Genomic DNA, 23,383 nt, shown 5'->3' on the forward strand with positions numbered 1-23,383 from the left:
AACGATCTGCCGCCGTTTTACAGCTCGCGGGCTTCTTGCCAGGACAAGTCGAGAATGGCACTGGTATCGAATGGCTTACCATCGCGAGTCTTGAGCGAGCCCAGCTCCTGAAGAATATTGGCCAGCTCCTGAATACGTGCCAGGTCATCGCTGCCAAGCTTGGCGCCGAAGGTTTGAGTAGCGATGGCCTCTTCGATTACCACTTCACGAGGCAATTCACCGCGGTTAAGCGTCTTCAGCGTCGGCTCGGCGATAAAGTAATCAGCGATCAGCTTGGCCGCTTCGGCTGGCTGATTTTCCAGCAGCTCGATTGCCTCCCGCTGAGCATCAAGCGACTTCCAGACTGCCTCTTTGCGCTTTTCCAAAGTTTCGCCGGCGGTGATTACCACCATGCACGGAAATGGCCAGACTTCGCCGATTTCATAGATCTGCTTGACGGGGGCCATGAGCTGAGCGATCCGATCATAGGGCTCGAAGAGAAACGCCGCATCGGTGCGTCCCGAGACGAGCGACTGGACGGCTACTGCCGGACTCGTACCCATGATGTTGACATCGCTGGGCGCCAAGCCGGCAGCTTTCAAGGTGACGCCACGCAGCACCGCATCGGCGGTGCTGCCTTCTTTCTGGGATGCCAGAATCTTGCCTTTCAGGTCGGCGATCTTCTCGATGCCGGTTCCTTCGCGCGCCACGATGGAGTGATACCCCTGCTGAGCACCACCGACTACCTTAAGATCAGCACCCTTGGATGCCCATGCGACCGCATTGGTAAAGCCCAGAACTCCAGTATCCAGCTGGCCGCCAATGATGGCCTTGATCAGATCGGTACCGGAACTGAACTCGACCAGCTCAACGTCGAGACCATGCTTCTTATAGAAGCCGCCCTCATGGGCAACCATCGCCTGAGCATCATCCATTACACGGATATAGCCGACTTTGAATTTTTCCTGCGCCTGCGCAAAAGCGCTTAGCAGCAGCAGTGCGGGAACCAACCAGTGTTTTGCCTTCATTGTCGACCTCAAGTGGATAGGCAGCGCCATACATATAACCGAACGAACGGTAAACCATTGATTTGGTTATTAACGAGTTATGGCTTAGAACTTTACATCAACTCGGCCGAGCAAGGCACCCACTTAGGCGCCATAAGCATTAAACCGGAGGTTATATAGCAGCAGAACTCAGAGTGTGATCGTCTTCCGTCCAGCTAACGCATGTGCAAGCGTGCCCCCATCGACAAGATCAAGCTCTCCGCCAAGCGGCACACCGTGCGCGATACGGCTGAGCGTCAACCCTTTGGGAATCAAAAGCTGCGCAATGTAGTGCGCAGTAGCCTCGCCTTCGACGGTGGGATTGGTGGCCAGTATCGCCTCCTTGAAATTGCCCTCAGCCACTCTGCCGAGCAATTCCGGGATGCCTATGGCCTCTGGCCCGAGGCCATCGAGCGGAGACAGGTGCCCCTTGAGGACGAAATAGCGACCTCGGAAACCGGTCTGCTCCACTGCGAATACATCCACAGGGCTCTGGACGATACAAAGCAAGGTATCGTCCCGACGCGGGTCAGCGCATTGGGGGCACAGCTCTTCCTCGCTTAGTGTGCGGCACTGACGGCAATAGCCCACCTCCTCCATTGCACGCGCAAGCGCCTGAGCCAGTCTCAGCCCGCCGCTGCGGTCGCGCTCGAGCATCTGCAAAGCCATGCGCTGGGCGGTTTTTTGCCCCACGCCTGGAAGAATGCGCAATGCATCAATGAGTTGACGAATAAGCGGACTGAAAGACATGGGCTCACCAAACTGAGAGGTAATGGGGCTGTTTTATACAGAGGCGGCGCTCAGAACAGCGCCGTGGAATTCGCTTCGATAAGCGTCATTCACGGCGCCGATACGCCACGCTGGACGAGTGCCTGGAACGGCCCCCGGAATCACATCAGAAGGGCATCTTGAAACCCGGTGGCAATTGCATACCATCGGTCATGCCGGCCATTTTTTCCTTGCTGTTCTGCTCGATCTTGCGAACCGCGTCGTTTACCGCAGCGGCTATCAAGTCCTCGAGAATTTCCTTGTCTTCCTGCATCAGGCTGTCATCAAGACTGACGCGCTTGACGTCATGCCGACCATTCATGACTACGCTCACCAAGCCAGCACCGGACTGACCGGTCACTTCTGCGTTGGCCAGCTCCTCCTGCATCTTTTGCATTTTTTCCTGCATCTGCTGCGCCTGCTTCATCAGGCCGGCCATGCCACCTTTCATCATGGGGTTTACCTCGCATCAGGGTTCGGAGTGTTCTACGGGTTCGATGGTACCGTCGCGAATGACGGCAGCGAACTGTTGCATCAACTGCTGGACCACGGGGTCTGCCTGAATCGACTGCTCTGCAGCCCGCTGACGTTCGCCACGGCGCCGAGCAGCAGCCTGCGCCGGCGTTTCCTGCTGTGGGGTCTGCAACTCGATATCCAGCTGCAAAGTGCGCCCATGGTATTGGTTGAGTGCGTCGTTGAGACGCCGATGCTGAGTGGCGTTAAACAACGCACTTTGCGCCGGGTCCAGGTGCATGAGCCAGCGGTCGCCCTCAACTGCAATCAAGGTGCAGTTAGCCGCAATACTTCCGGTCAGGCCAGCGAGTCCCAGCTTCAGATAAATGTCCAGCCACTCGGCCGCCAACCCCGTGGCCGGCTCAACAGCTAGAGCCGGTTCGGCCGGCTGCGGGTCAGCCTCAAAATCGTCCAGTCCGCCAAGGTAGGCTTCCGCCTGCGTTTCGACTTCGAAGTAGTCTTCGTCCGTGAGCGGCGGCTCATCATCGTCCGGCTCATTCACTTCAACCACCGCAGCGTGATGCGCTGGCTCAGCTAAAGGCTCGGCCTTTCGTTCCAGTGCCTCACTTTCCACGGCTACCGGTGGGGTGTCTGGAGGCTCATTCCAGGGCACATCCACCACTGGCGGCGCAGCTTCCGCCTTAGCAGTTCCGGACAAGGCAGGCGCAGACCCAGTATTCGTCACGGTTGCGATTTCCGGGGACGAAACACTGGCTGCAGGCACGGGTGCCACAGTTTGTTCGGTAGCCACAACCGCCGAATCGGGCGCAATCTGCGACGGATGCGCCTGTATGGGAGTCGGTGATTGTGCCGAAGCCGATGGAACCGGATCACGAACCGGCGCAGCCGATGTTGCTGAACCGGCCACGTTCGTTGCTCTGGAATCAGTCGTGGCCGGACTGACTCCCGATATCTTTAGCGGTGTTCGCGGCGCGCCTTCAGCATCGGCAGGCCGAAACGCGAGCATACGCAGCAGAACCATTTCGAAGCCGCTTCGCGGATCGGGGGCCAACGGCAGATCGCGCCTGCCGATCAGCCCCATCTGGTAGTAAAACTGTACATCTTCGGCCGGCAACGCCTGCGCCAGGGCCAGCACTCGATCGCGATCGCCCTGCCCATTGTCGACCGCATCCGGCAAAGCCTGAGCGACAGCAACGCGGTGCAAGACGTTGAGCATTTCCGCGAGCACGCCCCCCCAATCGGGGCCTTGCTCTGCGAGATGACGCACCGCTTCGAGTAGCGCGCGAGCATCGCCCTCCAACAGCGACTGCAGCACGCCATAGACCTGTCCATGATCAAGGGTTCCGAGCATGCTGCGTACATCAGCCGCGAGCACCTTGCCCTCGCCAAAGGAGATCGCCTGATCGGTGAGGCTCATCGCATCGCGCATTGAACCGTCAGCGGCACGGCCGAGCAACCAGAGCGCATCCTCCTCGAATGGCACCTGCTCGACGCCAAGCACATGGGTCAGGTGCTCGACTACCCGTTCGGGCGGCATGTTCTTTAACGAGAACTGCAGGCAGCGGGACAGGATGGTCACAGGAAGCTTTTGCGGATCGGTGGTAGCCAACAGGAACTTGACGTGAGGCGGCGGCTCTTCAAGCGTTTTAAGCAATGCGTTGAACGAGTGTGACGAGAGCATGTGTACTTCGTCGATCAGGTAGACCTTGTAGCGCCCGCGGCTGGGAGCGTACTGCACGTTGTCCAGCAGCTCCCTGGTGTCTTCGACCTTGGTGCGGCTTGCGGCGTCTACCTCGATCAGGTCGACGAACCGACCCTCATCGATTTCCCGGCAGACCGAGCACTCGCCGCACGGCGTTGAGCTAATGCCGGTTTCGCAGTTGAGGCATTTGGCGATGATCCGCGCGATGGTCGTCTTACCGACGCCACGAGTACCGGTGAACAGGTAGGCATGGTGCAGGCGCTGGCTATCCAGCGCGTTGATCAGGGCCTTGAGCACATGCGTCTGCCCGACCATTTCGCGGAACGAACGCGGACGCCATTTACGGGCTAGTACCTGATAACTCATAACACCATCGCGGGATAAAGCAGAGGACGGGTAATGCTAGCGGAGCAGGCTGCAAATTGCATCCAGCCTGACGTCCGCCCCGTCGGCGCTGCTGATCGCGAGCAACCGGTTAACACTTAACGGTAGCACCCAGGGCTCGTACGATTTTCTCCAGCTTTGGTTGACCGCCGTTAATCTCGATCTGCAAACCGTCTATTTCGCGACGCGGCGGGTACTGCTTGCGCAGCTGATCGAAGCCGACCCGGCGCTGGGCCTCGTCGGCGCCTAGATGACGGCGAAACGCTGCGTCATCACGTCGTGGGTCGTAAACCGCCCGACAGATTGTCGCCAACAGTTCAGCCGACCCTGCGGACGCATCGAAGATCAGACCGCGCAGCGATGCGGGCGGCATCAGCTCTGCCAGCTCGACCTTTGGCTCCAGCCCTTTGCTGGCACAAAACGCTTGATAGATCTGCGCCGTTCCGCGCAACTTCCCGTCGAGGCTATAGCCAGCGATATGCGGAGTCGCAATCCAACACAACTCGGCCAATTCGACATCAACCTGCGGCTCTCCCTCCCAGACATCGAGTACCGCTTGGAGGTCTGTCCGCCTAGCCAACTTCCCGCGCAAAGCGTCATTGTCGACAACTGCTCCGCGGGCAGCATTGATCAGCCAGGTACCGGGTCGCAGCTGCTCCAGACGGGACTGATTCAATAAATGAAAAGTCGAGTGCTCGCCTTCCAGTGTCAGCGGGGTGTGCAGGCTGATGACATCGCACTCGGCCAGTATTTCATTCAGCGTGACGAACTCGCCCACTTCACGTGCCTGCCGCGGCGGATCGCAGACTCGCACGTCCCAGCCCAGACCACGCAGAACCTCTACCAGCCGGCCACCGACCTCGCCGGCGCCGATCACACCATAGCGGCGTCCCTTTAGCTCAACGCCCTCACCTTCGGCCAGAGCCAGAAGACTGCCGAGCACATAATCGACGACGCCCCGAGCGTTGCAACCCGGTGCGCTAGCCCAGCTGATTCCCACCTCTTCAAAGTAGTCGAGGTCGAGGTGATCGGTGCCGATCGTACAAGTGCCAACGAAGCGCACTGCACTTCCTTCGAGCAGCTCGCGATCAACTCGGGTGACCGACCGAACCAGAAGCACGTCGGCCTGTTCGAGTGCGGCCCTGTTGATGCTTCTCCCTGGCATACGGCGTATCTCGCCGAACTCAGCAAAAAAAGCGTCGACCAGAGGAATGTTCTCATCGGCAAGGATGCGCATTGTCAGGCTCCGTCAGTGATTTCCCATTCTAGACCGCGTCGAGCTGCTCTGCTGGCTTCCCGTGCGTGCGCTTGGCGGCGTAGACTAGTCGGCTTACTGTATACAATCCGGATAATCTGCAATGCCCACTGAGTTCAGACTCAGACGGGTTCGCGTTGAACTGCGCACCCTCTTCGCCCTCGCCCTGCCGATGATGATTGCTCAACTGGCAAACACAGCCATGGGTTTTGTCGACACCCTGATGGCTGGCCGCGTCAGTCCCGAAGACCTAGCAGCAGTTGCCTTGGGCAACTCGATCTGGGTGCCGGTATTTCTGCTTGTGACAGGTGTCATCCTGGCGACCACCCCGAATGTCGCTCAGCACTTCGGCCGTGACCAGCACGAACGGATTGGGCCGCTGGTCCGCCAGGCGTTGTGGATGGGGCTCGGTGTAGGATCGTTGTTCGCGCTGTTGATGTGGAACGCCGAACCGGTGCTGCATCTCATGAAGGTCGAACCGGCACTGATTGACCCGACCATGGCCTATTTGCGTGCAGTCGCCTGCGGCTTTCCCGCAGTGGCGCTGTACCAGGTGCTGCGTTGTTACAGCGATGGGCTCGGCCACACCCGGCCCAGCATGGTGGTCGGCATTCTTGCGCTGATGCTGAATATTCCGCTCAATTACATCTTCATCTACGGCAAGTTGGGGCTGCCGGCCATGGGCGGCGTCGGTTGTGGCTGGGCTACCGCGGTGGTCATGGCTTTCATGCTGCTGGCGATGCTGTTCTGGGTGCGCCGCGCCAACTACTACCAGCCAAGCCAATTGTTCACCCGTTTCGATTGGCCGGAATGGCCGGTGCTCAGCCGACTGCTATCGGTCGGCGTACCGATTGGTGTTGCGGTGTTCGCCGAGGCCAGTATTTTTTCGGTCATCGCACTTCTGATCGGCGGCCTCGGTGCGACCGTGGTAGCCGGGCATCAGATCGCGCTGAACTTCACCTCGCTGATCTTCATGATTCCGCTGTCGCTGGGCATGGCCATCACCATCCGCATCGGCCAGGCGCTGGGCCGAGGCGCCCCACGCGACGCACGCTTTGTTGCTGGCGTGGGGATCGTATCGAGCCTGGTCTATGCCTGCTTCTCGGCAGGCAGCATGCTGTTGTTCAGCGAGCAGATTGCGCGCATCTACACACCCGATCAGGCCGTGATCGCCGTAGCCGCCAGCCTGTTTTTCTACGCCGCACTGTTTCAGTTTTCGGACGTGGTTCAAGTCACCGCAGCCGGCGCACTGCGCGGCTATCAGGACACGCGGATGACCATGATATTCACGCTTTTCGCCTACTGGGGAATCGGCCTTCCGGTGGGCTACCTGCTTGGCCTTACCGACAAATTTGGCGAGCCCAGCGGACCGGCAGGGCTTTGGCAGGGCCTGATCGCCGGACTGAGCTGCGCAGCGTTTCTGCTGACCATTCGCCTGGTGCGCAGCGCCCGTCGTGAAATTCGCCGAAAGCCGAACCAGGCAGCAATCTAGCGCTTATTTGCTACCGGCTGTTCAGACCTCCAAGGCCAGCATGACAGCACTCAGCAACAGGAAGCCGCTGAATAGCAGACGCAAAGTACTCTCCGGCAGCGCATGGGCCAACCTCACCCCGAGGCTGATGCTCAAGAGCCCCCCGATGGCAAGCGGCAACCCCAGCATCCAGTCCACCTGACCATGAGTGGCGTAAGTGACCAGCGTAACAGCGGTGCTTGGCGCCGCCAGCGCAAGAGAAAGACCCTGTGCCACGACCTGTGACGTGCCAAATACAGCTGTGAGTACTGGCGTGGCAAGCACTGCGCCCCCCACGCCAAATAACCCGCCCAGTCCGCCGGCGCCAGCGCCCAGTACGCCTAGCCAGGGCCAGGGATGACGCAGTTCGGTCCCACCGGATGGCGGCCTGAAGAACACCCGCAACAATGTGTGTATAGCCAAGGCGACGAGAAAAACCACAAAGGCAATCCGCATGCGCTCAGCGTCCAGCGAAACAGCGAGCGCAGCACCCGCGATGGCGAAGCAAAAACTGGCGATGCCCAACGCTGCCGCGTGGCGAAGGTCGATGCGATTGCGCTGATGGTAGCGCCAGATGGCGAGCAGCACGTTGGGCACCACCATGACCAAGGCGGTGCCCTGAGCGACCTGCTGGTCCAGATCGAACAACACACCTAATACCGGAATTGCGATCAGCCCTCCGCCAATACCGAACAGGCCACCCAGTGTGCCCAACGCCAGACCCAGCACCACATCCAAAACAAATCCGACCAGGTCCATGACGCCTCCTATCAAAGGCGCAATGCTACTCAGCGCGCTCTAGTAGGCATATGCACAAGCATGCACAATGGCTTTGCGTATTCCGCAAAGCGAAGCGAGCATCATGGATGCAACAGCCCTTACTGATCAGTTCAAGTTATTCCTCGACGTAATCGATACCAGAAGCTTCTCGGTAGCAGGCAGGCTGCATGCGCTAGCGCCCTCGTCCGTCTCGCGACGCATGGACGCATTGGAGCGTTCACTTGGTTGCCAGCTGGTCAGTCGTACCAGCCATGCGATCAAGCCTACCGCTGCTGGGCAGCTGTTTGCCGAGCGTGCCAGACGCATCGTTCAGGAATTGCAACTTGCTCGGGCCGAGATGGCCTCGCTACAAAGCGCACCGGAAGGCCGCATCCGCATTGACGCACCCGCTCCTTTCGGACGCAGACATCTGGCGCCAGCACTTGCCGATTTCTTGCAGGCCTACCCTCGAGTGGACATCCAGCTACGCCTGATCGATAGCTTTATCGATATGCACGGTGAGCATCTGGGAGAGGTCGATCTGGTGCTACGTATTGGCCAGCTTGCCGACACGCGCCTCGTGGCAACGCCGTTGGCACCGATGAGGCGCATCGTTTGTGCAAGCCCGAGTTATTTGCAGCGGCGAGGAGCACCGCAAACGGTAGCGGAACTGCCGGAACACGACGGGCTGGACTGGGACGCGCTGGCCCCTCCGCACGCATGGCGTTTCGAGCACGAGGGCAAACGACAACTGCTGAGACCGAAGCGGCTGCGTATGGTGGCGAACAATGCGGAAGCGTTGCTGACCGCCACTTTGGCTGGATTGGGTATCGCCCATCTACCCACCTGGCTGATCAGTGACCAACTCCTCAGTGGTGATTTGCTGCCGCTATTCTGTGAAGGTGGCCTGCCAGAACCGGAACCTAGCGGCATTTATGCCTTGCGCCTGACCCGGGAAGCCGATTCACGCAGCCGGTTGTTGCTCGAGTTTTTGAAGGGTCGCTTCGGCCCGGTCCCGCCATGGGACCAGGCGCTGCAAAGCGGACTTACACTTACTTAAAGGATTGAGGTGTCAGACAGCGCACCCAGAAAGCTCCTGGGTCACCCCCCACCCATCCAGCACACCACCTAGCGGCTCGACCAGGTTCTCCAGGTCCTGCTCGAAATCGCCAATACCATCGAAAGTGGCGTACATCACCTTGCTGACCTGGAGGTCCCAGGCGCCATCGTCGCGGGGTGCTATCTGTGTATTGACGCACTCGCCGCGGAAATTGCTGGCCGCGGCGCAGGCACGTTCACGATCGGGAAACACGGCATAGAACTCGATCGGATGGACGCGGGCAAAGTCGAAACCGCCCTCCTTCATCCTCAAAAGAACATTGCCGCTTACATCCTCATGGAAGGTGGTACTCATAAAAACAACCTCCTCTCACTCATGGATGACGACTTCAGGAATGGAAAGCCTTGTCTACCTCGTTGCGGAACGACCGGACGGCGCCGGACGCGAATTGCCTGGTTGATCGAAAAAAGAAACCCAGCGGTGTTTCTAATAGGCCTCGGCAACGCCTGGGAGTTCGATACAGCAATCGAACGACCCTGACCGTACGTCACCAATACCACACGGCCTAGCAGCTAAGCACCAAGCGAATTCAGTGCTCCATCGCTACAACTGGAACATACGACGTATAAACAGCGTCCGCAACGGGAAGGTTTAATCCCACTCAATCACCACTGACAGGAATGCCAGCGACCAATTTGCTGCAACGAATCTCGTTGCAGCAAGCTGATCACTCAGCCGTTGCTGGGCTTGCTGATGGCTTGCAACACGTATTGAGGTAGCGCGAACGCGCCAATATGGAGATGTGGATTGTAGTAACGGGTCACGATCCCACTGCCGGCAAAACGCTGGCACAGGGTTTCCAACGACAGCTTGCGACTGTCGGCATCGCAAGCGCCCCAGGCAAACGTCATGGCGCCCCCGATATAGGTGGGAACCGCAGCTTGGTAAAAATGCCAGTCGGGAAACAGGCCGGCCATCCGCTTGGAGGTGGTCTGCACTTCAGCCAATTGCATGAACGGAGTGCCGTTCTGCGCGACCAGGATGCCACCTTCGTTGAGGCAACGACGACACGCCTGATAGAAGTTTTCGGAGAACAGCTCCTCTCCCGGCCCAATGGGATCGGTCGAGTCGGAGATAATCACGTCGAACTTCTGCTCGGTGGTCGCCACGAAGCGCATACCGTCATCAATTACCAGGCTCAACCGAGGATCGTCGAACGCTCCCTTGGAGTGTTCTGGCAAGAACTCCCTGCATAGCTCCACTACGGTGCTGTCGATTTCGACCATGGTTATGTTTTCGACGTCACGGTGCTTGGCCACCTCCCGCAGTATGCCGCCATCACCCCCACCAATGATCAGCACTCGCCGCGCCAGCCCGTGAGCCAGGATCGGCACGTGTGTAAGCATCTCGTGATAGATGAATTCGTCTGCCTCGGTGGTCTGGATAGCCCCATCGAGCGCCATCACACGTCCCATACGGGCGTTCTCGAATATCACCAGATGCTGATGCCCGGTGTGCACTTCATGCAGCATCTTGTCGACTCTGAAGCGCTGGCCGTACCCCTCGTAGAGAGTTTCCTGATAGTCGCTCATGGGTGTCTCCCTGATGGATGACTTAACAGACGGGCCTCGCAGGCGGCCCGATTGCCAGAGAGGCGCATTCTACTTTGGTCTTATGACAGGAGTAACCGCCCGGCCTCAAGGCACGTTTGATGAAGACTGCCCCATCACCACTGGCTATTGTCTAGTGATGATTTCTATCCAACTTCCTTATAACGCCCCATGGAGCTGGTCTCAGTTTCATCGGCACTTTGCCTTGCGCCTCCTGCCGGGTATCGAGGCGCTGGAGCCGGAGCGTTACAGCCGCACCGTGCAAGTGGGTGACGATGTCGGCTGGTTCAGCGTACGACCACTGCTGCCACAATCTGCTCTTGAACTGGTCATCAGCGATTCGCTAGAGGGACACGCCTCGACATTGGCAATGCGTGTACGAAAGATGTTCGACCTCGATGCCGATCCGGTCGCCATAACGCGCCATTTCGCTTCGGACCCTCAGCTCGGCCCTCTGGTCGCGGCTAACCCCGGATTGCGCTTACCCAGCGCGTTCGATCCGTTCGAACAAGCCGTGCGGGCTATCGTTGGTCAACAGGTCACCGTTAAGGCAGCGGTGACCATCACCCGACGCCTGATCGAACGATCTGGGGAAAACCGGCTTAGCCAATCTGCGGTTGGAACGAATGGCTTGACCATGCTGTTTCCCGGCCCACAAACGCTAGCCACCGCGGCACTGGAAAATATCGGCATGCCCGGCAAGCGGGTGGCGGCACTGCAACATCTATCAGCCGCCGTTGCTGGCGGCGCACTTGAGTTGCATGTCGAAAACGGTGCAGACGCGCTGGTCAGCCACCTTTGCCAGCTACCCGGTATTGGGCCATGGACGGCTGAATACATTGCGTTGAGGGGGTTCGGCGAGGCGGATGCCTTTCCAGCAGCCGACCTTGGCCTGCTGAAATCGCCGTTATGGGGAAGTGACGGCATCAGCGCGAAAGATTTGCTCGCGCGATCACAGGCTTGGCGACCCTGGCGGGCCTATGCCGCAGTGCATATCTGGGAGAGTTATGCCGCAGCGCCGATCAAGGCGGAGAGAGCCTGGCCAGGACTCGAGGCGGGTCGCTGATCGGCAACGCGAGGACCAAAGCCTCACCGGGTCGGGGAAAGATGCCCGTCAGTGCGGTGATATTGACTTGATGACTGATAAGCACGATGGGTGATGTCCCAGGCAATGCTCGCAGGTACATGAGCAAGGCTTGGGTCTGCTCGTTCTTGCGGTCGGTCTGGACAAAGAACGAATCGAGAAGCGGCAGCGGCTCAACTGGCTTAAAGCCCAGCAGTTCTGCCGTCTCCAACGCCCGGCACCAGCGACTGCTGAGTACCCGCGGCGCAGTAATGCTGTTCTGCCGGAGCAGATCACCCCACCGTTCTGCCTGCAGGCGGCCCGCCTGATCAAGATTGCGCTGAGTCGTGCAGTTCTCCAGTACGAAACCCGGCGGATCGCCTGTCCCAGGCGCCAAGGCATGACGCATGAGCAGAACGGCACGGCCCTCCCGCAGGGCAGTCCAAGCCATCTCGTCACCACTCCAGGCACTACCGGCCCAAAGCATCAACGCGACCAGAACTGCTATGTGCATTTACAACCTGACTTTGGCGAAATGTCCGGCGGCCACGAACCACATGATCAGTCCGACAACTGGCAACAGGACGACAACAAGACTCCAGATGATCTTGCGACCCACCTCGATACGACTTCGCCAGATTTGCACGATGGCTACCAGATTAGCTACCAACACGATCAAGGCCAGCAGCGTACTCCAGGTTTCCACCGGTCAGTGCCTCAGGTTGCGCTCATCAGGCCGATTGCCACGCGGCCCCATGATGCCCCAGATGATCAGGCCCAACACTGGCAGGATGACGATCAACAACACCCAGAGAGCTTTTTTCCCGGTGCTGCTGTCGCTTCGCACCACGCTGATGATTGCCCAGATATCCAGTGCCAGGATAAGCAGGCCGAAAATACCGCCGAAGGCATCGGTCATGACAAGACTCCAAATTACAGTGAGTTCGTAATTAGGATGCCAGGCGGGTTTGAGGGTTCAGTACGCGATCTGCTCACGGCGCGGATCGTTCGCCTCAAAACTGGCGAACGCTGGATGATCAGCCCGCTCAAACCCTCTCGCAGCTGGCCGCAGGTGCGCCAGCACTGCTGCGCAGCATCCAGCTATTCACATATCGAAGAAAGAGAACCCCGTCAGACGGCAAGCCGATCGAGCCCGCAATACGTGGAAACAGCACGTCGAAGACGGAACTCACGGCGCTGGTGATGTTTTCGACATCGGTAAGGATGGCTTTTGCCGGGATCAGAAATCATCCAGGCGCGGAAAACGGCCGGCAATGTCTTCCCCGGTGAATTGCGCGACCCAACCTTCTGGATTAGTGAACAGGCGAATGGCAACGAAGTGAGGGTGCTCGCCCATATCGAACCAATGCCGGGTTCCTGCAGGCACCGAGATCAGGTCGTTTTTCTCGCACAGCACGGCATACACCCTGTCCTCGATATGCAGGCTGAACAGCCCGCGGCCGACGACAAAGAAACGCACCTCGTCCTCGGCGTGCTGGTGTTCTCCAAGGAACTTGGCGCGGAGTTCTGCCTTATCTGGATGATCGCTGGTCACGCTGAGGGCGTCGACCGTGACGTAGCCGCGCTCTCCCATCAATCGATCGATCTGCGGACGATAGGCGGCTATTACCTCCTCTGAACTTGCACCGGCGCGAATGGGCGTGCTGGCTTCCCAGCGCTCCAGGTGCACACCGACTTCGGCCAGGGTGGCGGCAATATCTTCAACATGAGTGAGCACTTTGAGCGGCTGCTCCGGCGCAGTGTCCTGATAAACGCTAAGGATGCTCATACTGGTTGTCTCCTGTCGGGATGGCTGCCCCGGCGTTGGAAAGGTCGGAACCTCGGCGCTCATCAGACGGGCCGAGCGTTACTGCTGATGGCCGGCGACCAACCGCTGCCATAGCGAAACAGGCCAGCGTCGATGACTGTCTCCACGGTATAGCGGTCATGCCGAACTGCTGCGCTGGAAGACGATGATAACGGCTGCGCAGAGCGCTGACAGGCTGGCAATGGCGAAGGTCCACAAAGGGCCGAGACTGGCCCAGCTGTAGCCGGAGTAAAGCGCACCCAGCGCCCCGCCCACTCCGGCAAGGGTCGCATACAGCGCTTGCCCCTGGCCTTGCTGGCGGTGACCAAAGCTGCGCTGGACGAAATGAATGGCCGCCGCATGAAAACTGCCGAAGGTTGCCGCGTGCATCAGCTGCGCAATCAACAGCACCCCAAGATGATCAGCCAGCGTTCCCAGCAGTAGCCAGCGCAGCGCCGCCAGCAGAAAGCTAGCGGCAAGGGCCTGACGCAACGAAAAGCGCGCAAGCAGCCGTGCCATTACCAGGAAGATCAGGATCTCAGCTACCACTCCGAGTGCCCAGAGCAGGCCGATGGTGCCACGCCCGTAGCCGAGCGCCTCGAGATGAATGGTAAAAAAGGTGTAGTACGGACCATGACTGACCTGCATCAGACCGACGCACACGAAGAATGCCAATACCCCCGGCCGGCAGAGCTGGCGAAGAAAGCCACCCTGCCCCTCCGGCTCAGGACGCTCCGCCGGCACCGCATTGGGCACCCATAGGCTGCTGATCACGATCCCGGTCATCACTAACAGGACCGCCGCCGGATAGATGTCGAGACTCAGGTGTTCGAACAACGCGCCAAGCCCGACTACCGCCGCGATGAAACCGATGCTGCCCCAGAGGCGGATCTGACTGTAGCGAGACGCTTGCTCATGCAGGTGCGCCAGCGTAATGACCTCGAACTGCGGTAACACGGCATGCCAGAAGAAGGCATGCAGCGCCATCACCAGCGCCAGCCAAGCGTAACTCTTGCTGTAGAAGATCAAGCTGAACGAAATCAGCGTACAGAGTGCGCCAATCCGTACAATCGCCAGACGTCGGCCTGTGACATCGCCCAGCCAACCCCACAGGTTCGGCGCCAGGCAACGCATCAGCATGGGAATGGCCACCAGCTCGCCAATGCGCTCGGCAGTAAAGCCGAGGTGGTCGAAATAGAGGCCAAGGAACGGCGCCGCCGAACCGAGCAGCGCAAAGTAGAAGAAGTAAAAACCGGACAGACGCCAGTAGGGAATGGAAGCCGCCATAAGCAACAAGCCAGTAGCTGGAAACAAACGTGACGCTGGAGCGAGCGCTTTGCTCGCTTTCCAGCTTCAGGCCTCCAGCGGCAGGCTCAGAGCTGCGCCAACACCGGCGTACCCACCAGCACATCGGCGTTCTGCCCGCGATGGCGCAACAGATGGTCAAGCAACACGATGGCCATCATCGCTTCGGCGATTGGCGTGGCTCGGATACCTACGCATGGATCGTGGCGACCCTTGGTGATGACCTCAACCGGATTGCCGTCGACGTCAATGGAGCGTCCTGGTGTCGTGATGCTCGACGTAGGCTTGAGCGCCAGATGCGCGATGATCGGCTGGCCGGACGAAACGCCTCCCAGGACACCACCAGCATGGTTCGACAGGAAGCCGTCTGGCGTCATCTCATCACGGTGCTCAGTACCGCGCTGCGCCACGCTGGCAAAACCGGCGCCAATCTCCACGCCTTTTACTGCGTTGATGCTCATCAGGGCATGTGCCAGTTCAGCATCAAGGCGGTCAAAAATTGGCTCCCCAAGCCCCGGCGGAACGCCTTCGGCGACGACACTGATCTTCGCGCCAACCGAATCCTGATCACGACGCAACTGATCCATGTAGGCCTCCAGCTCCGGGACCTTGTCCGGGTCTGGGCTGAAAAAAGCGTTCTGCTCGACGCTGTCCCAGGTCTTGAAAGGAATTTCGATCGGGCCCAGCTGACTCATGTAGCCGCGCACCTGGATGCCCAGGGTCGCCAGGTATTTCTTGGCAATGGCACCGGCAGCGACGCGCATGGCGGTTTCGCGGGCTGAGCTGCGGCCACCTCCGCGATAGTCGCGCAGGCCATACTTGTGATGATAGCTGTAGTCGGCATGTGCGGGACGGAACTGATCCTTGATGGCCGAGTAATCTTTGGATTTCTGATCGGTGTTGCGGATCAGCAGACCGATCGGGCAACCGGTGGTCCGCCCTTCGAATACGCCAGAAAGAATCTCGACCTCGTCGGCCTCCTGGCGTTGAGTGGTGTGCCGGCTAGTGCCGGGCTTGCGTCGATCGAGGTCGCGCTGCAGGTCAGCGGCGCTTAGCTCCAGGCCTGGCGGACAGCCGTCGACAATCGCGACCAGTGCCGGACCATGGCTTTCGCCAGCCGTGGTGACGGTGAACAGCTTGCCGTATGTATTGCCGGACATGCAGGGCGCTCCGCGATCGACCTAAAGAGGGGGCGGAAGTATACCCGAGCTGCTGAAGGTTTCGCTGCCTGCGGACGCGGCGCATACTGCGAACCCGCCGGCTCGCGAGCTCGCTTCGTATCCCCGTTCCGCCGATGGTTTTTTTGTCCATGCGTTTCTTTTTACTGCTCGCCTTGCTCGCCATGTTCGCGCCCTTAGCCCAAGCCCAGACGTGGGTAAATCAGAGGATGACTGTGCAGGTGCCAGACGGGCATCTTCATGGCAGCCTGCTGCTGCCTAAGACTGACGCACCCTTGCCGGTTGCGCTGTTGATAGCAGGATCGGGCCCGACCGACCGCGACGGCAACAACCCACTGGGACACAACGACAGCCTCAAGCGACTGGCGCAGGCATTGGCCAAGCGCGGTATCGCCAGTGTGCGCTACGACAAGCGTGGAGTCGGTCAGAGCCAACCGGTGGCGCCGGACGAAAGCCAGTTGAAGGTAGAAGACTATGTCGACGATGCAGTAGCTTGGTCACGGTTGCTACAAGCCGATCCACGGTTTTCGTCGCTCGTGCTGATTGGCCATAGCGAAGGCGCGTTGATTGCTAGTCTGGCCGAACCTACCGTCAAACCTGCCGCGTTGCTCAGCCTCGCAGGCAGCGGTCGCCCCATCGATGCGCTACTGCGAGAGCAGCTGCAGGGCCGTCTACCACCGGCGCTTCTGGCAAGCGCGTACTACCTGATCGATGAACTGAACGCGGGAAGAATCCACCAGCAGGTGCCCGAGCCGCTGCAAGTGCTTTTTCGCTTGAGCGTTCAACCCTACCTGATCTCTCTGTTTCAGGAAGATCCGACCGCTGCATTTGCCAACACCACAGCGCCGGCCTTGATCATTCAGGGCTCTCATGACATTCAGGTCAGCTCCAAAGATGCGCAAGCGCTGAAACAGGCCAGGGCAGATGCCGAGTTAGCGCTGATCAAAGGGATGGGCCACGTATTGCGCATCACGCCGCAGGATAGCGCCGGACAGGTGGCTTCCTATAACAGCCCCGAACTGCCTATCGCGCATGAACTGACGAAACAGATCAGCCGTTTCTTGACCGAGCACGGCGTATTGTCAGCCTCCAGTTAGGCGACCGCCGGCCGATACGCTCCTTGCCTGCCGCAACGACCACCGCCAGGCCTATGGACACCGAGATGACCGACAGCCCAACAGCCCCTGAAGAAAACGACGCCCAGACGCCCGCGGTGGCGCAGCAGCCGCACCCGTGGGCCGCGCTCGCGCCGGATCGATTCCGGCTGCTCCGTCTGGCTCCGCTGCCTACCGACCGAGACACCGGGACACGTCCGCTGCGTTTCGTCGAGCTGGCCCAGGTCGAGCGACATACGCCTGAGCAGAGCCTGTTGAGGCTCTTCATTCGTATACCGGGCCAAGTGTTATCGAAGCAGCAGAACCTGCTGGAGGTCTGGGCCGACCACCGGGCCAAGGAGCTGCGCTTCGGCCCCGATTCAGGCTTGCATGTAGAACCGATAAACCGTGGCCTCGGGCGCTTCCTGTTGGCGCAAGGGGCAGCTTGGGCGCAGCGACGCTGGGCGCACTATCTGGTAGAAGGCGGCGCGCTGCCGGTCAAGGATATAACCGGCGAAGATGTACGGTTGCGGCGGGATCATTGCCTGCTGAGTCAAGGATTCGACGTGGTCTACGCCGAGCCCCAGAAGCCCAAGGCAACCTATAGCGCAGCTCGTGTCAGCGCCTTACGGTCAGACTGGAACATCGAAAAGGTGCAGATCATCGAACTGCAAGAAGCGGCGGCTATGCTCGAGCAGGCTGATCGAAATCTGCTCGAACAAGAAAATCGGATTCGCGACACCCATGAGCGACTGAGCAAACTCCGTCGAGAGGACGGCACCCTCCGATTCACCATTGCCTGCCTGATTGTTTTTTCACTGTTTCAGGCCGGGCTACTGATCTGGATCGCAACCCGCTGACAGCCCTGCCCTTGTACCGAGCAGAGTACCGCGCAGACCGTCAGTTGCCCTTTGGCACCAGCCGCTCTTGGAAGAGCGCCTGATGATCACGGCATTGACTCGCGGCAAGCAGAAAAACCCCATGCCCACCCTCGGTGAACTCGAGCCAGGTGAAGTCGACTTCAGGATAAAGCGCCTCTACATGCACCTGACTGTTGCCGACTTCGACGATCAGGCTGCCCTTTTCCGTCAGATGGTCCGCCGCCTCCGCCAGTATTCTTCGAACGAGATCCAAACCATCGTCACCGCAAGCCAGGCCGAGTGCCGGCTCGTGCTGGAACTCGGCAGGCATATCGGCAAAGTCTTCGGCGTCCACATACGGCGGATTGGAAACGATCAGGTCAAAGCGCTGTTTGGGTAAACCATCGAATCCATCGCTCTGAACGGTGTAGACCCGGTCTTCCAGACCATGCTGTTCAATGTTGCGATTGGCCACTTCCAGCGCTTCGAATGACAGATCGGCTAACAGCACCTCGGCATCAAGAAACTCATAGGCGCAGGCAATGCCGATGCAACCGGAGCCGGTACAGAGATCCAGAATTCGTGCTGGCGCCTGCGCCAACCACGGCTCGAAGCGTCGTTCAATCAATTGGCCAATCGGCGAGCGCGGAATCAGCACGTGATCGTTGACGATGAATGGAAGCCCGCAGAACCAGGCCTGTCCAAGCAGATAAGCAGTTGGTATGCGTTGCTCGATCCGTTGCTGCAACAGAGTCTGCAGATGTTCGCGTTCATCGTCTTCCAGCCGACAATCGAGATAGCTGTCAGCCATTTCCCAGGGCAAGTGCAAGGCACCCAGTACCAACTGACGCGCCTCGTCCCAAGCGTTGTCCGTGCCGTGGCCGAAGAAAAGTTGCTCGGCGTGGAAGCGGCTGACAGCCCAGCGAATATGATCACGCAAGGTACGCAAACGGGAAGGCGAAGCGGTCACGGGGCATCTCCTCTAAAAAGGGCGGAAGTCTAGCCGATGGCCACGCGCGTTTCGCGAGTTTTGCGGTTATGTGCGATGGCAAAACGCCCATAACACCAATCTATATGACCAATTCATCACTTATTGGCTGTTCACATCTCGCGCGACTGGCGCCACAATCATGCCCCTCTCAGAACAAGGAGTCAGTCATGTCCAAGCCACAGACCATGCTTCAGCTCAGTGGCCGCAGTTATGCACCGGCGACTCTGGCCAACGCGACCCTTGTCGTCATTGACGTTCAGGAAGAATATCGGACGGGGACACTGGCACTACCGAATCTGACGTCGGCGCTTGAGCAGGTCAGCGAGCTACTAACCGCCGCCCGCGCGGCTGGCGCACCCATCGTGCATGTCCACCATTTGGGCATTCCGGGTGGGCTGTTCGATCCTCAAGGGCTACGCGGTCAGATCATGCCGGAGGCAGCGCCGCTTCCTGGCGAAACGGTGATCGGCAAAACGCTGCCTAACGCATTTGCCGGCACACGATTGCATGAACTTTTGCAGCAGCATGGTCGCCTCGACCTCATTGTTTGTGGGTTCATGACACATTCAAGCGTGAGCACCACGGTCCGTGCGGCAAAAGATTACGGCTACCGTTGCACACTCGTTGACAAGGCCTGTGCCACACGCGACCTGCCGATGGGAGACGGCGCAATTGCGGCGGCAGAGGTGCATCGTATGGAGATGACCATTCTCGCGGACAACTTTGCGGTCTGCGTAGCTGATGCCGGCGCATTGGTATAAGCCGCAACCGAACCGAAAAGTGTTAGCTGACATCGAATAGACTGGCCCAATGGATTCAGGAGTAGCAGGCTGTTGATACCTAGCCTGCCCTGGCAACCCGGCTGTAAAAAAATCTCAGCGTGATCTTCAAGTACAGTCAAACCCGGCGTCTTCGGCTGCTTTCGCCTCGTCTTGCCTACCTCGCCTGCGTTTTTTAACGGGGCGATAGCCGTTCTGAGGAGCGAACTGGAATGAAACGAACCGATGGATTCGATGCTCGCCGTCTCCGCCCTCGCCAACACCGCAGCTGGGGCTCGCGACTTGGGGCCGCGCTCGGCCTGCTGCTGATCGTCTCTGGAGTGCTCTTCACCGGCATTGGCGCGGCTTCGCCGTTTAGCGAAATCGAAGCCCTCACTAGCATGCCGCTGGATAAAGAAGCCGCAGTGACGTTGTTGACCTTGGGCGTGGTTCTACTTCTCCTAGGCATGATCATCCGACGCCGAGCTCGCCGCCGCGCGCACGCACCGAACGACTTGAGCCTGTCGCCGCGCCTCGGAAAAAGGCGCTGAGATGTCGGCCAGCCCCATGTCGTCGTCGGCAATGGATGCGGCTCACGACAGAAGCTTTGCGATAAAATGGCCGACTAACGCGGAGGCCTCATGCAAGACGATGATTTTTCACTGTTCAGATCAGCTGTGCGTGGCGTCAAGCCGATTGAGCACGACCGGGCTGAGACGGGCAAACCACGCAGCAACAAGGCACAGATCGCCACGCTGCGGGCCAACGCCTCGATCAGCGACGGCGATATCCGGATCGACGGGCTGTCTGATCAGTTTGTAATTGATGTTGCGGCTGAAGACGAACTGTACTGGGTCCGCGACGGTGTTCAGGACAGCCAGATGCGCAAGCTGAAAGCGGGACAAATCCCGTTCGAGGGCAGCCTGGATTTGCATGGACTGAGCGTCGAGAAAGCCCGTGAGCTGCTTTGGGATTTTCTCGCCGAAGCGAGCAAACTCGAGATTCGCTGCGTGCGCGTAACCCATGGCAAGGCAGCACGAAAGGACGGCAAGCGTCCTTTGATCAAAAGCCACGTCAATACGTGGTTACGCCAGCACTCTCAGGTGTTGGGCTTCGCCTCTTGCGTGCCTAGACACGGCGGTACCGGCGCGGTGTATGTGATGCTCAAACGAACCATGCTCGAAGGGCGCGACGAGTAACCCTGGCGCGGCCACTCATGAACCTCTCTAATAAGGCGCGCGCTGCTTGCAGCCCAGCCGTCAAGTCCCTAACCTTCGCACTCGCGCTTATTTGCAAGCCTGACAGGTAGACAAATGTCTCTGGAAACACATTACACCGCGATCCTTGGCCAACTGGGTGAGGACGTCAACCGCGAGGGTCTGCTCGATACGCCCAAGCGGGCCGCCAAAGCCATGCAGTACCTGTGCAAGGGCTACCAGCAGACGCTGGAGGACGTTACGAATGGCGCACTGTTCAGCTCCGACAACAGCGAAATGGTGCTGGTCAAGAACATCGAACTCTATTCGTTGTGCGAGCATCACATGCTGCCCTTCATCGGTAAGGCTCATGTCGCCTATTTGCCCAACGGCAAGGTGCTCGGCCTGTCGAAGGTCGCCCGCATCGTAGACATGTATGCGCGCCGGCTGCAGATCCAGGAAAATCTCACCCGCGAGATTGCAGAAGCGATTCAGCAGGTTACAGGTGCATGGGGGGTCGCTGTGGTGATCGAAGCGCAGCACATGTGCATGATGATGCGCGGCGTCGAGAAACAGAACTCATCGATGGTCACCTCGGTCATGCTCGGCCAATTTCGCGAGAATGCTGCGACCCGCAGCGAATTTCTCGGCTTGGTCAAATAAGCTGCAAGGCAGTGTGCCTAACCGTGCCCGCGTGAGGCTAGCGCCTTAACCACGCGGTCACGTTTGGCGTTAATCGTACATACCGACATGGCGCGGGTGACTTTCTACACGCTGCAGCCAAGCGCTGATGGCCGGGTAGCGATCAAGGCTGAAGCCACCCTCCTCGGCTACATGGGTATAAGCATAGAGCGCCACATCCGCGATCGAGTAACGCTCGCCAACCAGATATGACGTGCGAAGTAGTTGCTGCTCCATCACATCGAGCGCGTGATAGCCATCCAGCTGCTTGGCAGCATACTCATCAAGGCGATCATCAGGCAGCTCGAGGTAAACCTTGATGAAGCGCGCTACAGCGATGAAGGGTTCATGGCTGTATTGCTCAAAGAACTGCCACTGCAGCACCTGGGTCCGCAAGCGAGCATCGGCCGGCAGGTATTCGCTTCCTTCGGCAAGAAAATTCAGAATCGCATTCGATTCCCATAGGCAGGTACCGTCTTGCAGTTCGAGCACCGGAATCTTGCCGTTGGGATTCTTTTCCAGAAAGGCAGCCTCGCGGCTTTCACCGCGCAGGATATCCACCGGAATCCACTCATACGCCAGCCCGAGCAAGTGCAGCATCAGCTTCACTTTGTAGCAATTGCCGGACCGATGGTCGCCATAAACCTTGTAAGTCATTTGCCCCTCCAGCGGCTGTTCCCGCCGCGCCTGAACTAGGCTGCTTCGACCAACAGCGCCTCACGGATTACCCCTGCCAGCCGGCGAACACCTTCATCAAGGCGCTCTGGTGCGACGTGACTGAAGTTAAGCCGCAGATATCCAAGATTCTGTTCGGGGTCGACGAAGAACGGTTCGCCCGGCATGAACACCACGTCCTGTGCTAGCGCCGAATCAAGCAGCGTTCGGGTGTCGATCGATTGTTTCAGCTGCAGCCAGAAGAAAAGCCCGCCCTGTGGTACCAACCAATCGGCTAGATCAGTGAAATGTTCCACCAACGCCGCCTGCATGGCATCCCGACGCAGGCGGTAGAAGCTGCGCAGCTCGCTCAAGTGCAGCCGATATTGCTCACTGCCAAGCCACTGAAGTGCCTGCCACTGACCAATGCGATTGGTGTGCAAGTCGGCTGACTGCTTCAGACGTAATAGATAAGGGAACAGGTCTGGGGTCGCGATCAGATAGCCGACTCGCAGCCCCGGTAGCAGCGTCTTGGAAACCGTCCCGGTGTAGATCCAACTCGCCTTATGCAAGCGGCTAACGATTGGGCGAGCCCGCCCGTCGTCAAATACCAGTTCGCGGTAGGGCTCATCTTCAATCAGGGTTACGCCAAACTCATCAAGCAGCGCGGCTACTGCGTCGCGCTTTTCCTCGCTATAACGCACCGCCGAAGGGTTCTGGAACGTCGGAATAAGATAGGCAAAAGCCGGCTTGTGCTGCTCCAGCCGCTGACGCAGCGCGGCCAGCGATGGGCCATCGGCTTCCTGCGCCACTGCCAGGCACTCGGCACCGAATAATTGAAAGGCCTGCAGCGCAGCCAAGTAAGTCGGCGCCTCAAGCAGCACCTCGGTGCCCCGATCAATGAACAGCTTGGAAGCGAGGTCCAGCGTCTGCTGGGAACCACTGACAATGAGTACCTGGCTGGCCGAACAAGAAACTCCGATGGCACGTGCTTCAGCCGCGATGGCTTCGCGTAAGGCGGGCTCCCCTTCACTCATCCCATATTGCCCCAGGCTCGCCGGCATAGGCGCCCAATCGACCTTTGGCAACATGGGCTCAGCAGGCAATCCACCGGCGAACGACATCACCTCAGGTCGCTGTGCAGCAGCAAGAATTTCACGGATCAGCGAGCTTTTCAGGCGGTCGACGCGTTCGGAGAAGGCCATAAGGCACCAGATGCAGGGGAAAGAAAAATGAGTCAAACTGCTTG

General features: G+C 59.1%; 26 protein-coding genes and 1 pseudogene. 9 read left to right on the plus strand and 18 right to left on the minus strand.

The genetic code is table 11. The features are described 5' to 3' along the window. Window positions 1-17 precede the first annotated feature (17 nt). The 5 genes from ALTERO38_RS11055 to pdxB all read right to left on the minus strand — a co-directional run bounded on the left by ALTERO38_RS11055 (window position 18) and on the right by pdxB (window position 5,590). Window positions 18-1,007 carry an ABC transporter substrate-binding protein gene (locus tag ALTERO38_RS11055; RefSeq protein WP_159968405.1) on the minus strand — a complete coding sequence of 330 codons (990 nt, stop codon included), beginning with the start codon at window positions 1,005-1,007 and terminating at the stop codon, window positions 18-20. Window positions 1,008-1,175: 168 nt separating this feature from the next. Then, window positions 1,176-1,775, minus strand: coding sequence for a recombination mediator RecR (gene recR / locus ALTERO38_RS11060; protein WP_102835419.1), 600 nt, complete (start codon window positions 1,773-1,775; stop codon window positions 1,176-1,178). A gap of 145 nt (window positions 1,776-1,920) precedes the next feature. Beyond that, the gene (locus ALTERO38_RS11065; protein ID WP_025241324.1) at window positions 1,921-2,247 is read right to left on the minus strand and encodes a YbaB/EbfC family nucleoid-associated protein; all 327 of its coding nucleotides are present in this window, start codon (window positions 2,245-2,247) and stop codon (window positions 1,921-1,923) included. A 15-nt stretch (window positions 2,248-2,262) separates the two neighbouring features. Next, window positions 2,263-4,335 carry a DNA polymerase III subunit gamma/tau gene (gene dnaX / locus ALTERO38_RS11070; protein ID WP_159968406.1) on the minus strand — a complete coding sequence of 691 codons (2,073 nt, stop codon included), beginning with the start codon at window positions 4,333-4,335 and terminating at the stop codon, window positions 2,263-2,265. A gap of 109 nt (window positions 4,336-4,444) precedes the next feature. Then, window positions 4,445-5,590 (minus strand): 4-phosphoerythronate dehydrogenase PdxB, encoded by a 1,146-nt coding sequence (gene pdxB / locus ALTERO38_RS11075; RefSeq protein WP_159968407.1) that lies wholly within the window; start codon window positions 5,588-5,590, stop codon window positions 4,445-4,447. Window positions 5,591-5,711: 121 nt separating this feature from the next. Between pdxB and ALTERO38_RS11080 the strand changes: the two genes are divergently transcribed. Beyond that, on the plus strand, window positions 5,712-7,100 hold the full coding sequence (locus tag ALTERO38_RS11080) for an MATE family efflux transporter (protein WP_102835423.1): 1,389 nt from the start codon (window positions 5,712-5,714) through the stop codon (window positions 7,098-7,100). 21 nt (window positions 7,101-7,121) lie between these two features. Here the strand turns inward: ALTERO38_RS11080 and ALTERO38_RS11085 are convergent, their stop codons facing one another. After that, window positions 7,122-7,877 carry a sulfite exporter TauE/SafE family protein gene (locus ALTERO38_RS11085; protein WP_159968408.1) on the minus strand — a complete coding sequence of 252 codons (756 nt, stop codon included), beginning with the start codon at window positions 7,875-7,877 and terminating at the stop codon, window positions 7,122-7,124. 103 nt (window positions 7,878-7,980) lie between these two features. Here ALTERO38_RS11085 and ALTERO38_RS11090 point away from each other — a divergent pair, with 103 nt between their 5' ends. Further along, window positions 7,981-8,937 carry a LysR family transcriptional regulator gene (locus tag ALTERO38_RS11090; RefSeq protein ID WP_148924402.1) on the plus strand — a complete coding sequence of 319 codons (957 nt, stop codon included), beginning with the start codon at window positions 7,981-7,983 and terminating at the stop codon, window positions 8,935-8,937. A 12-nt stretch (window positions 8,938-8,949) separates the two neighbouring features. On the opposite strand, the gene ALTERO38_RS11095 is transcribed toward ALTERO38_RS11090, so the two are convergent. Then, window positions 8,950-9,291 carry a ribonuclease E inhibitor RraB gene (locus ALTERO38_RS11095; RefSeq protein ID WP_102835425.1) on the minus strand — a complete coding sequence of 114 codons (342 nt, stop codon included), beginning with the start codon at window positions 9,289-9,291 and terminating at the stop codon, window positions 8,950-8,952. A 377-nt stretch (window positions 9,292-9,668) separates the two neighbouring features. Then, window positions 9,669-10,529, minus strand: coding sequence for a polyamine aminopropyltransferase (gene speE / locus ALTERO38_RS11100; protein WP_159968409.1), 861 nt, complete (start codon window positions 10,527-10,529; stop codon window positions 9,669-9,671). 157 nt (window positions 10,530-10,686) lie between these two features. Here speE and ALTERO38_RS11105 point away from each other — a divergent pair, with 157 nt between their 5' ends. Further along, the gene (locus ALTERO38_RS11105; protein WP_372239369.1) at window positions 10,687-11,613 is read left to right on the plus strand and encodes a DNA-3-methyladenine glycosylase; all 927 of its coding nucleotides are present in this window, start codon (window positions 10,687-10,689) and stop codon (window positions 11,611-11,613) included. On the opposite strand, the gene ALTERO38_RS11110 is transcribed toward ALTERO38_RS11105, so the two are convergent. The 7 genes and pseudogenes from ALTERO38_RS11110 to aroC form a co-directional block, all read right to left on the minus strand. After that, window positions 11,570-12,124 carry a histidine phosphatase family protein gene (locus tag ALTERO38_RS11110; RefSeq protein WP_178114583.1) on the minus strand — a complete coding sequence of 185 codons (555 nt, stop codon included), beginning with the start codon at window positions 12,122-12,124 and terminating at the stop codon, window positions 11,570-11,572. The genes ALTERO38_RS11105 and ALTERO38_RS11110 overlap by 44 nt on opposite strands. Further along, a complete protein-coding gene (locus ALTERO38_RS11115; RefSeq protein ID WP_159968411.1) occupies window positions 12,125-12,316 on the minus strand; it encodes a PLDc N-terminal domain-containing protein in 192 nt (63 codons plus the stop codon). A 3-nt stretch (window positions 12,317-12,319) separates the two neighbouring features. Continuing rightward, on the minus strand, window positions 12,320-12,529 hold the full coding sequence (locus tag ALTERO38_RS11120; protein ID WP_102835430.1) for a PLD nuclease N-terminal domain-containing protein: 210 nt from the start codon (window positions 12,527-12,529) through the stop codon (window positions 12,320-12,322). Between the two features lie 244 nt (window positions 12,530-12,773). Next, window positions 12,774-12,851: pseudogene (locus ALTERO38_RS11125) on the minus strand (acireductone synthase); the annotation flags it as partial. Continuing rightward, a complete protein-coding gene (locus ALTERO38_RS11130) occupies window positions 12,851-13,399 on the minus strand; it encodes an acireductone dioxygenase (RefSeq protein ID WP_159968412.1) in 549 nt (182 codons plus the stop codon). The pseudogene ALTERO38_RS11125 and the gene ALTERO38_RS11130, both read right to left, overlap by 1 nt. A gap of 156 nt (window positions 13,400-13,555) precedes the next feature. Then, entirely contained in the window at window positions 13,556-14,704 is a 1,149-nt protein-coding gene (locus ALTERO38_RS11135; protein WP_159968413.1) for an MFS transporter, read from the minus strand. An 86-nt stretch (window positions 14,705-14,790) separates the two neighbouring features. Continuing rightward, a complete protein-coding gene (gene aroC, locus ALTERO38_RS11140) occupies window positions 14,791-15,882 on the minus strand; it encodes a chorismate synthase (protein ID WP_102835433.1) in 1,092 nt (363 codons plus the stop codon). 149 nt (window positions 15,883-16,031) lie between these two features. Between aroC and ALTERO38_RS11145 the strand changes: the two genes are divergently transcribed. Continuing rightward, the gene (locus tag ALTERO38_RS11145; protein WP_159968414.1) at window positions 16,032-16,997 is read left to right on the plus strand and encodes an alpha/beta hydrolase; all 966 of its coding nucleotides are present in this window, start codon (window positions 16,032-16,034) and stop codon (window positions 16,995-16,997) included. Between the two features lie 65 nt (window positions 16,998-17,062). Then, window positions 17,063-17,854 carry a hypothetical protein gene (locus ALTERO38_RS11150; RefSeq protein WP_256663882.1) on the plus strand — a complete coding sequence of 264 codons (792 nt, stop codon included), beginning with the start codon at window positions 17,063-17,065 and terminating at the stop codon, window positions 17,852-17,854. A 40-nt stretch (window positions 17,855-17,894) separates the two neighbouring features. Here ALTERO38_RS11150 and prmB read toward each other — a convergent pair whose 3' ends face one another. After that, entirely contained in the window at window positions 17,895-18,824 is a 930-nt protein-coding gene (gene prmB / locus ALTERO38_RS11155) for a 50S ribosomal protein L3 N(5)-glutamine methyltransferase (protein WP_159968415.1), read from the minus strand. A gap of 188 nt (window positions 18,825-19,012) precedes the next feature. Between prmB and ALTERO38_RS11160 the strand changes: the two genes are divergently transcribed. The 4 genes from ALTERO38_RS11160 (at window position 19,013) to folE (ending at window position 21,462) form a co-directional block, all read left to right on the plus strand. Beyond that, on the plus strand, window positions 19,013-19,606 hold the full coding sequence (locus ALTERO38_RS11160; protein WP_102835436.1) for a cysteine hydrolase family protein: 594 nt from the start codon (window positions 19,013-19,015) through the stop codon (window positions 19,604-19,606). Window positions 19,607-19,836: 230 nt separating this feature from the next. Further along, complete coding sequence (locus ALTERO38_RS11165) at window positions 19,837-20,154, plus strand: hypothetical protein (RefSeq protein ID WP_159968416.1); 318 nt, start codon at window positions 19,837-19,839, stop codon at window positions 20,152-20,154. 90 nt (window positions 20,155-20,244) lie between these two features. After that, complete coding sequence (locus tag ALTERO38_RS11170) at window positions 20,245-20,802, plus strand: Smr/MutS family protein (RefSeq protein ID WP_102835438.1); 558 nt, start codon at window positions 20,245-20,247, stop codon at window positions 20,800-20,802. 114 nt (window positions 20,803-20,916) lie between these two features. Then, the gene (gene folE / locus ALTERO38_RS11175; RefSeq protein ID WP_045427837.1) at window positions 20,917-21,462 is read left to right on the plus strand and encodes a GTP cyclohydrolase I FolE; all 546 of its coding nucleotides are present in this window, start codon (window positions 20,917-20,919) and stop codon (window positions 21,460-21,462) included. 69 nt (window positions 21,463-21,531) lie between these two features. Here the strand turns inward: folE and ALTERO38_RS11180 are convergent, their stop codons facing one another. Together ALTERO38_RS11180 and ALTERO38_RS11185 are read right to left on the minus strand one after the other, a co-directional pair. Next, window positions 21,532-22,137, minus strand: coding sequence for a glutathione S-transferase family protein (locus ALTERO38_RS11180; protein WP_159968417.1), 606 nt, complete (start codon window positions 22,135-22,137; stop codon window positions 21,532-21,534). A gap of 35 nt (window positions 22,138-22,172) precedes the next feature. After that, window positions 22,173-23,339, minus strand: a complete 1,167-nt coding sequence (locus ALTERO38_RS11185; protein WP_159968418.1) for a PLP-dependent aminotransferase family protein — start codon at window positions 23,337-23,339, stop codon at window positions 22,173-22,175. Between the last annotated feature and the right edge of the window lie 44 nt (window positions 23,340-23,383).

This window comes from Pseudomonas sp. 9Ag, from assembly GCF_902506445.1.
GTDB classification, from domain to species: domain Bacteria; phylum Pseudomonadota; class Gammaproteobacteria; order Pseudomonadales; family Pseudomonadaceae; genus Stutzerimonas; species Stutzerimonas stutzeri_AB.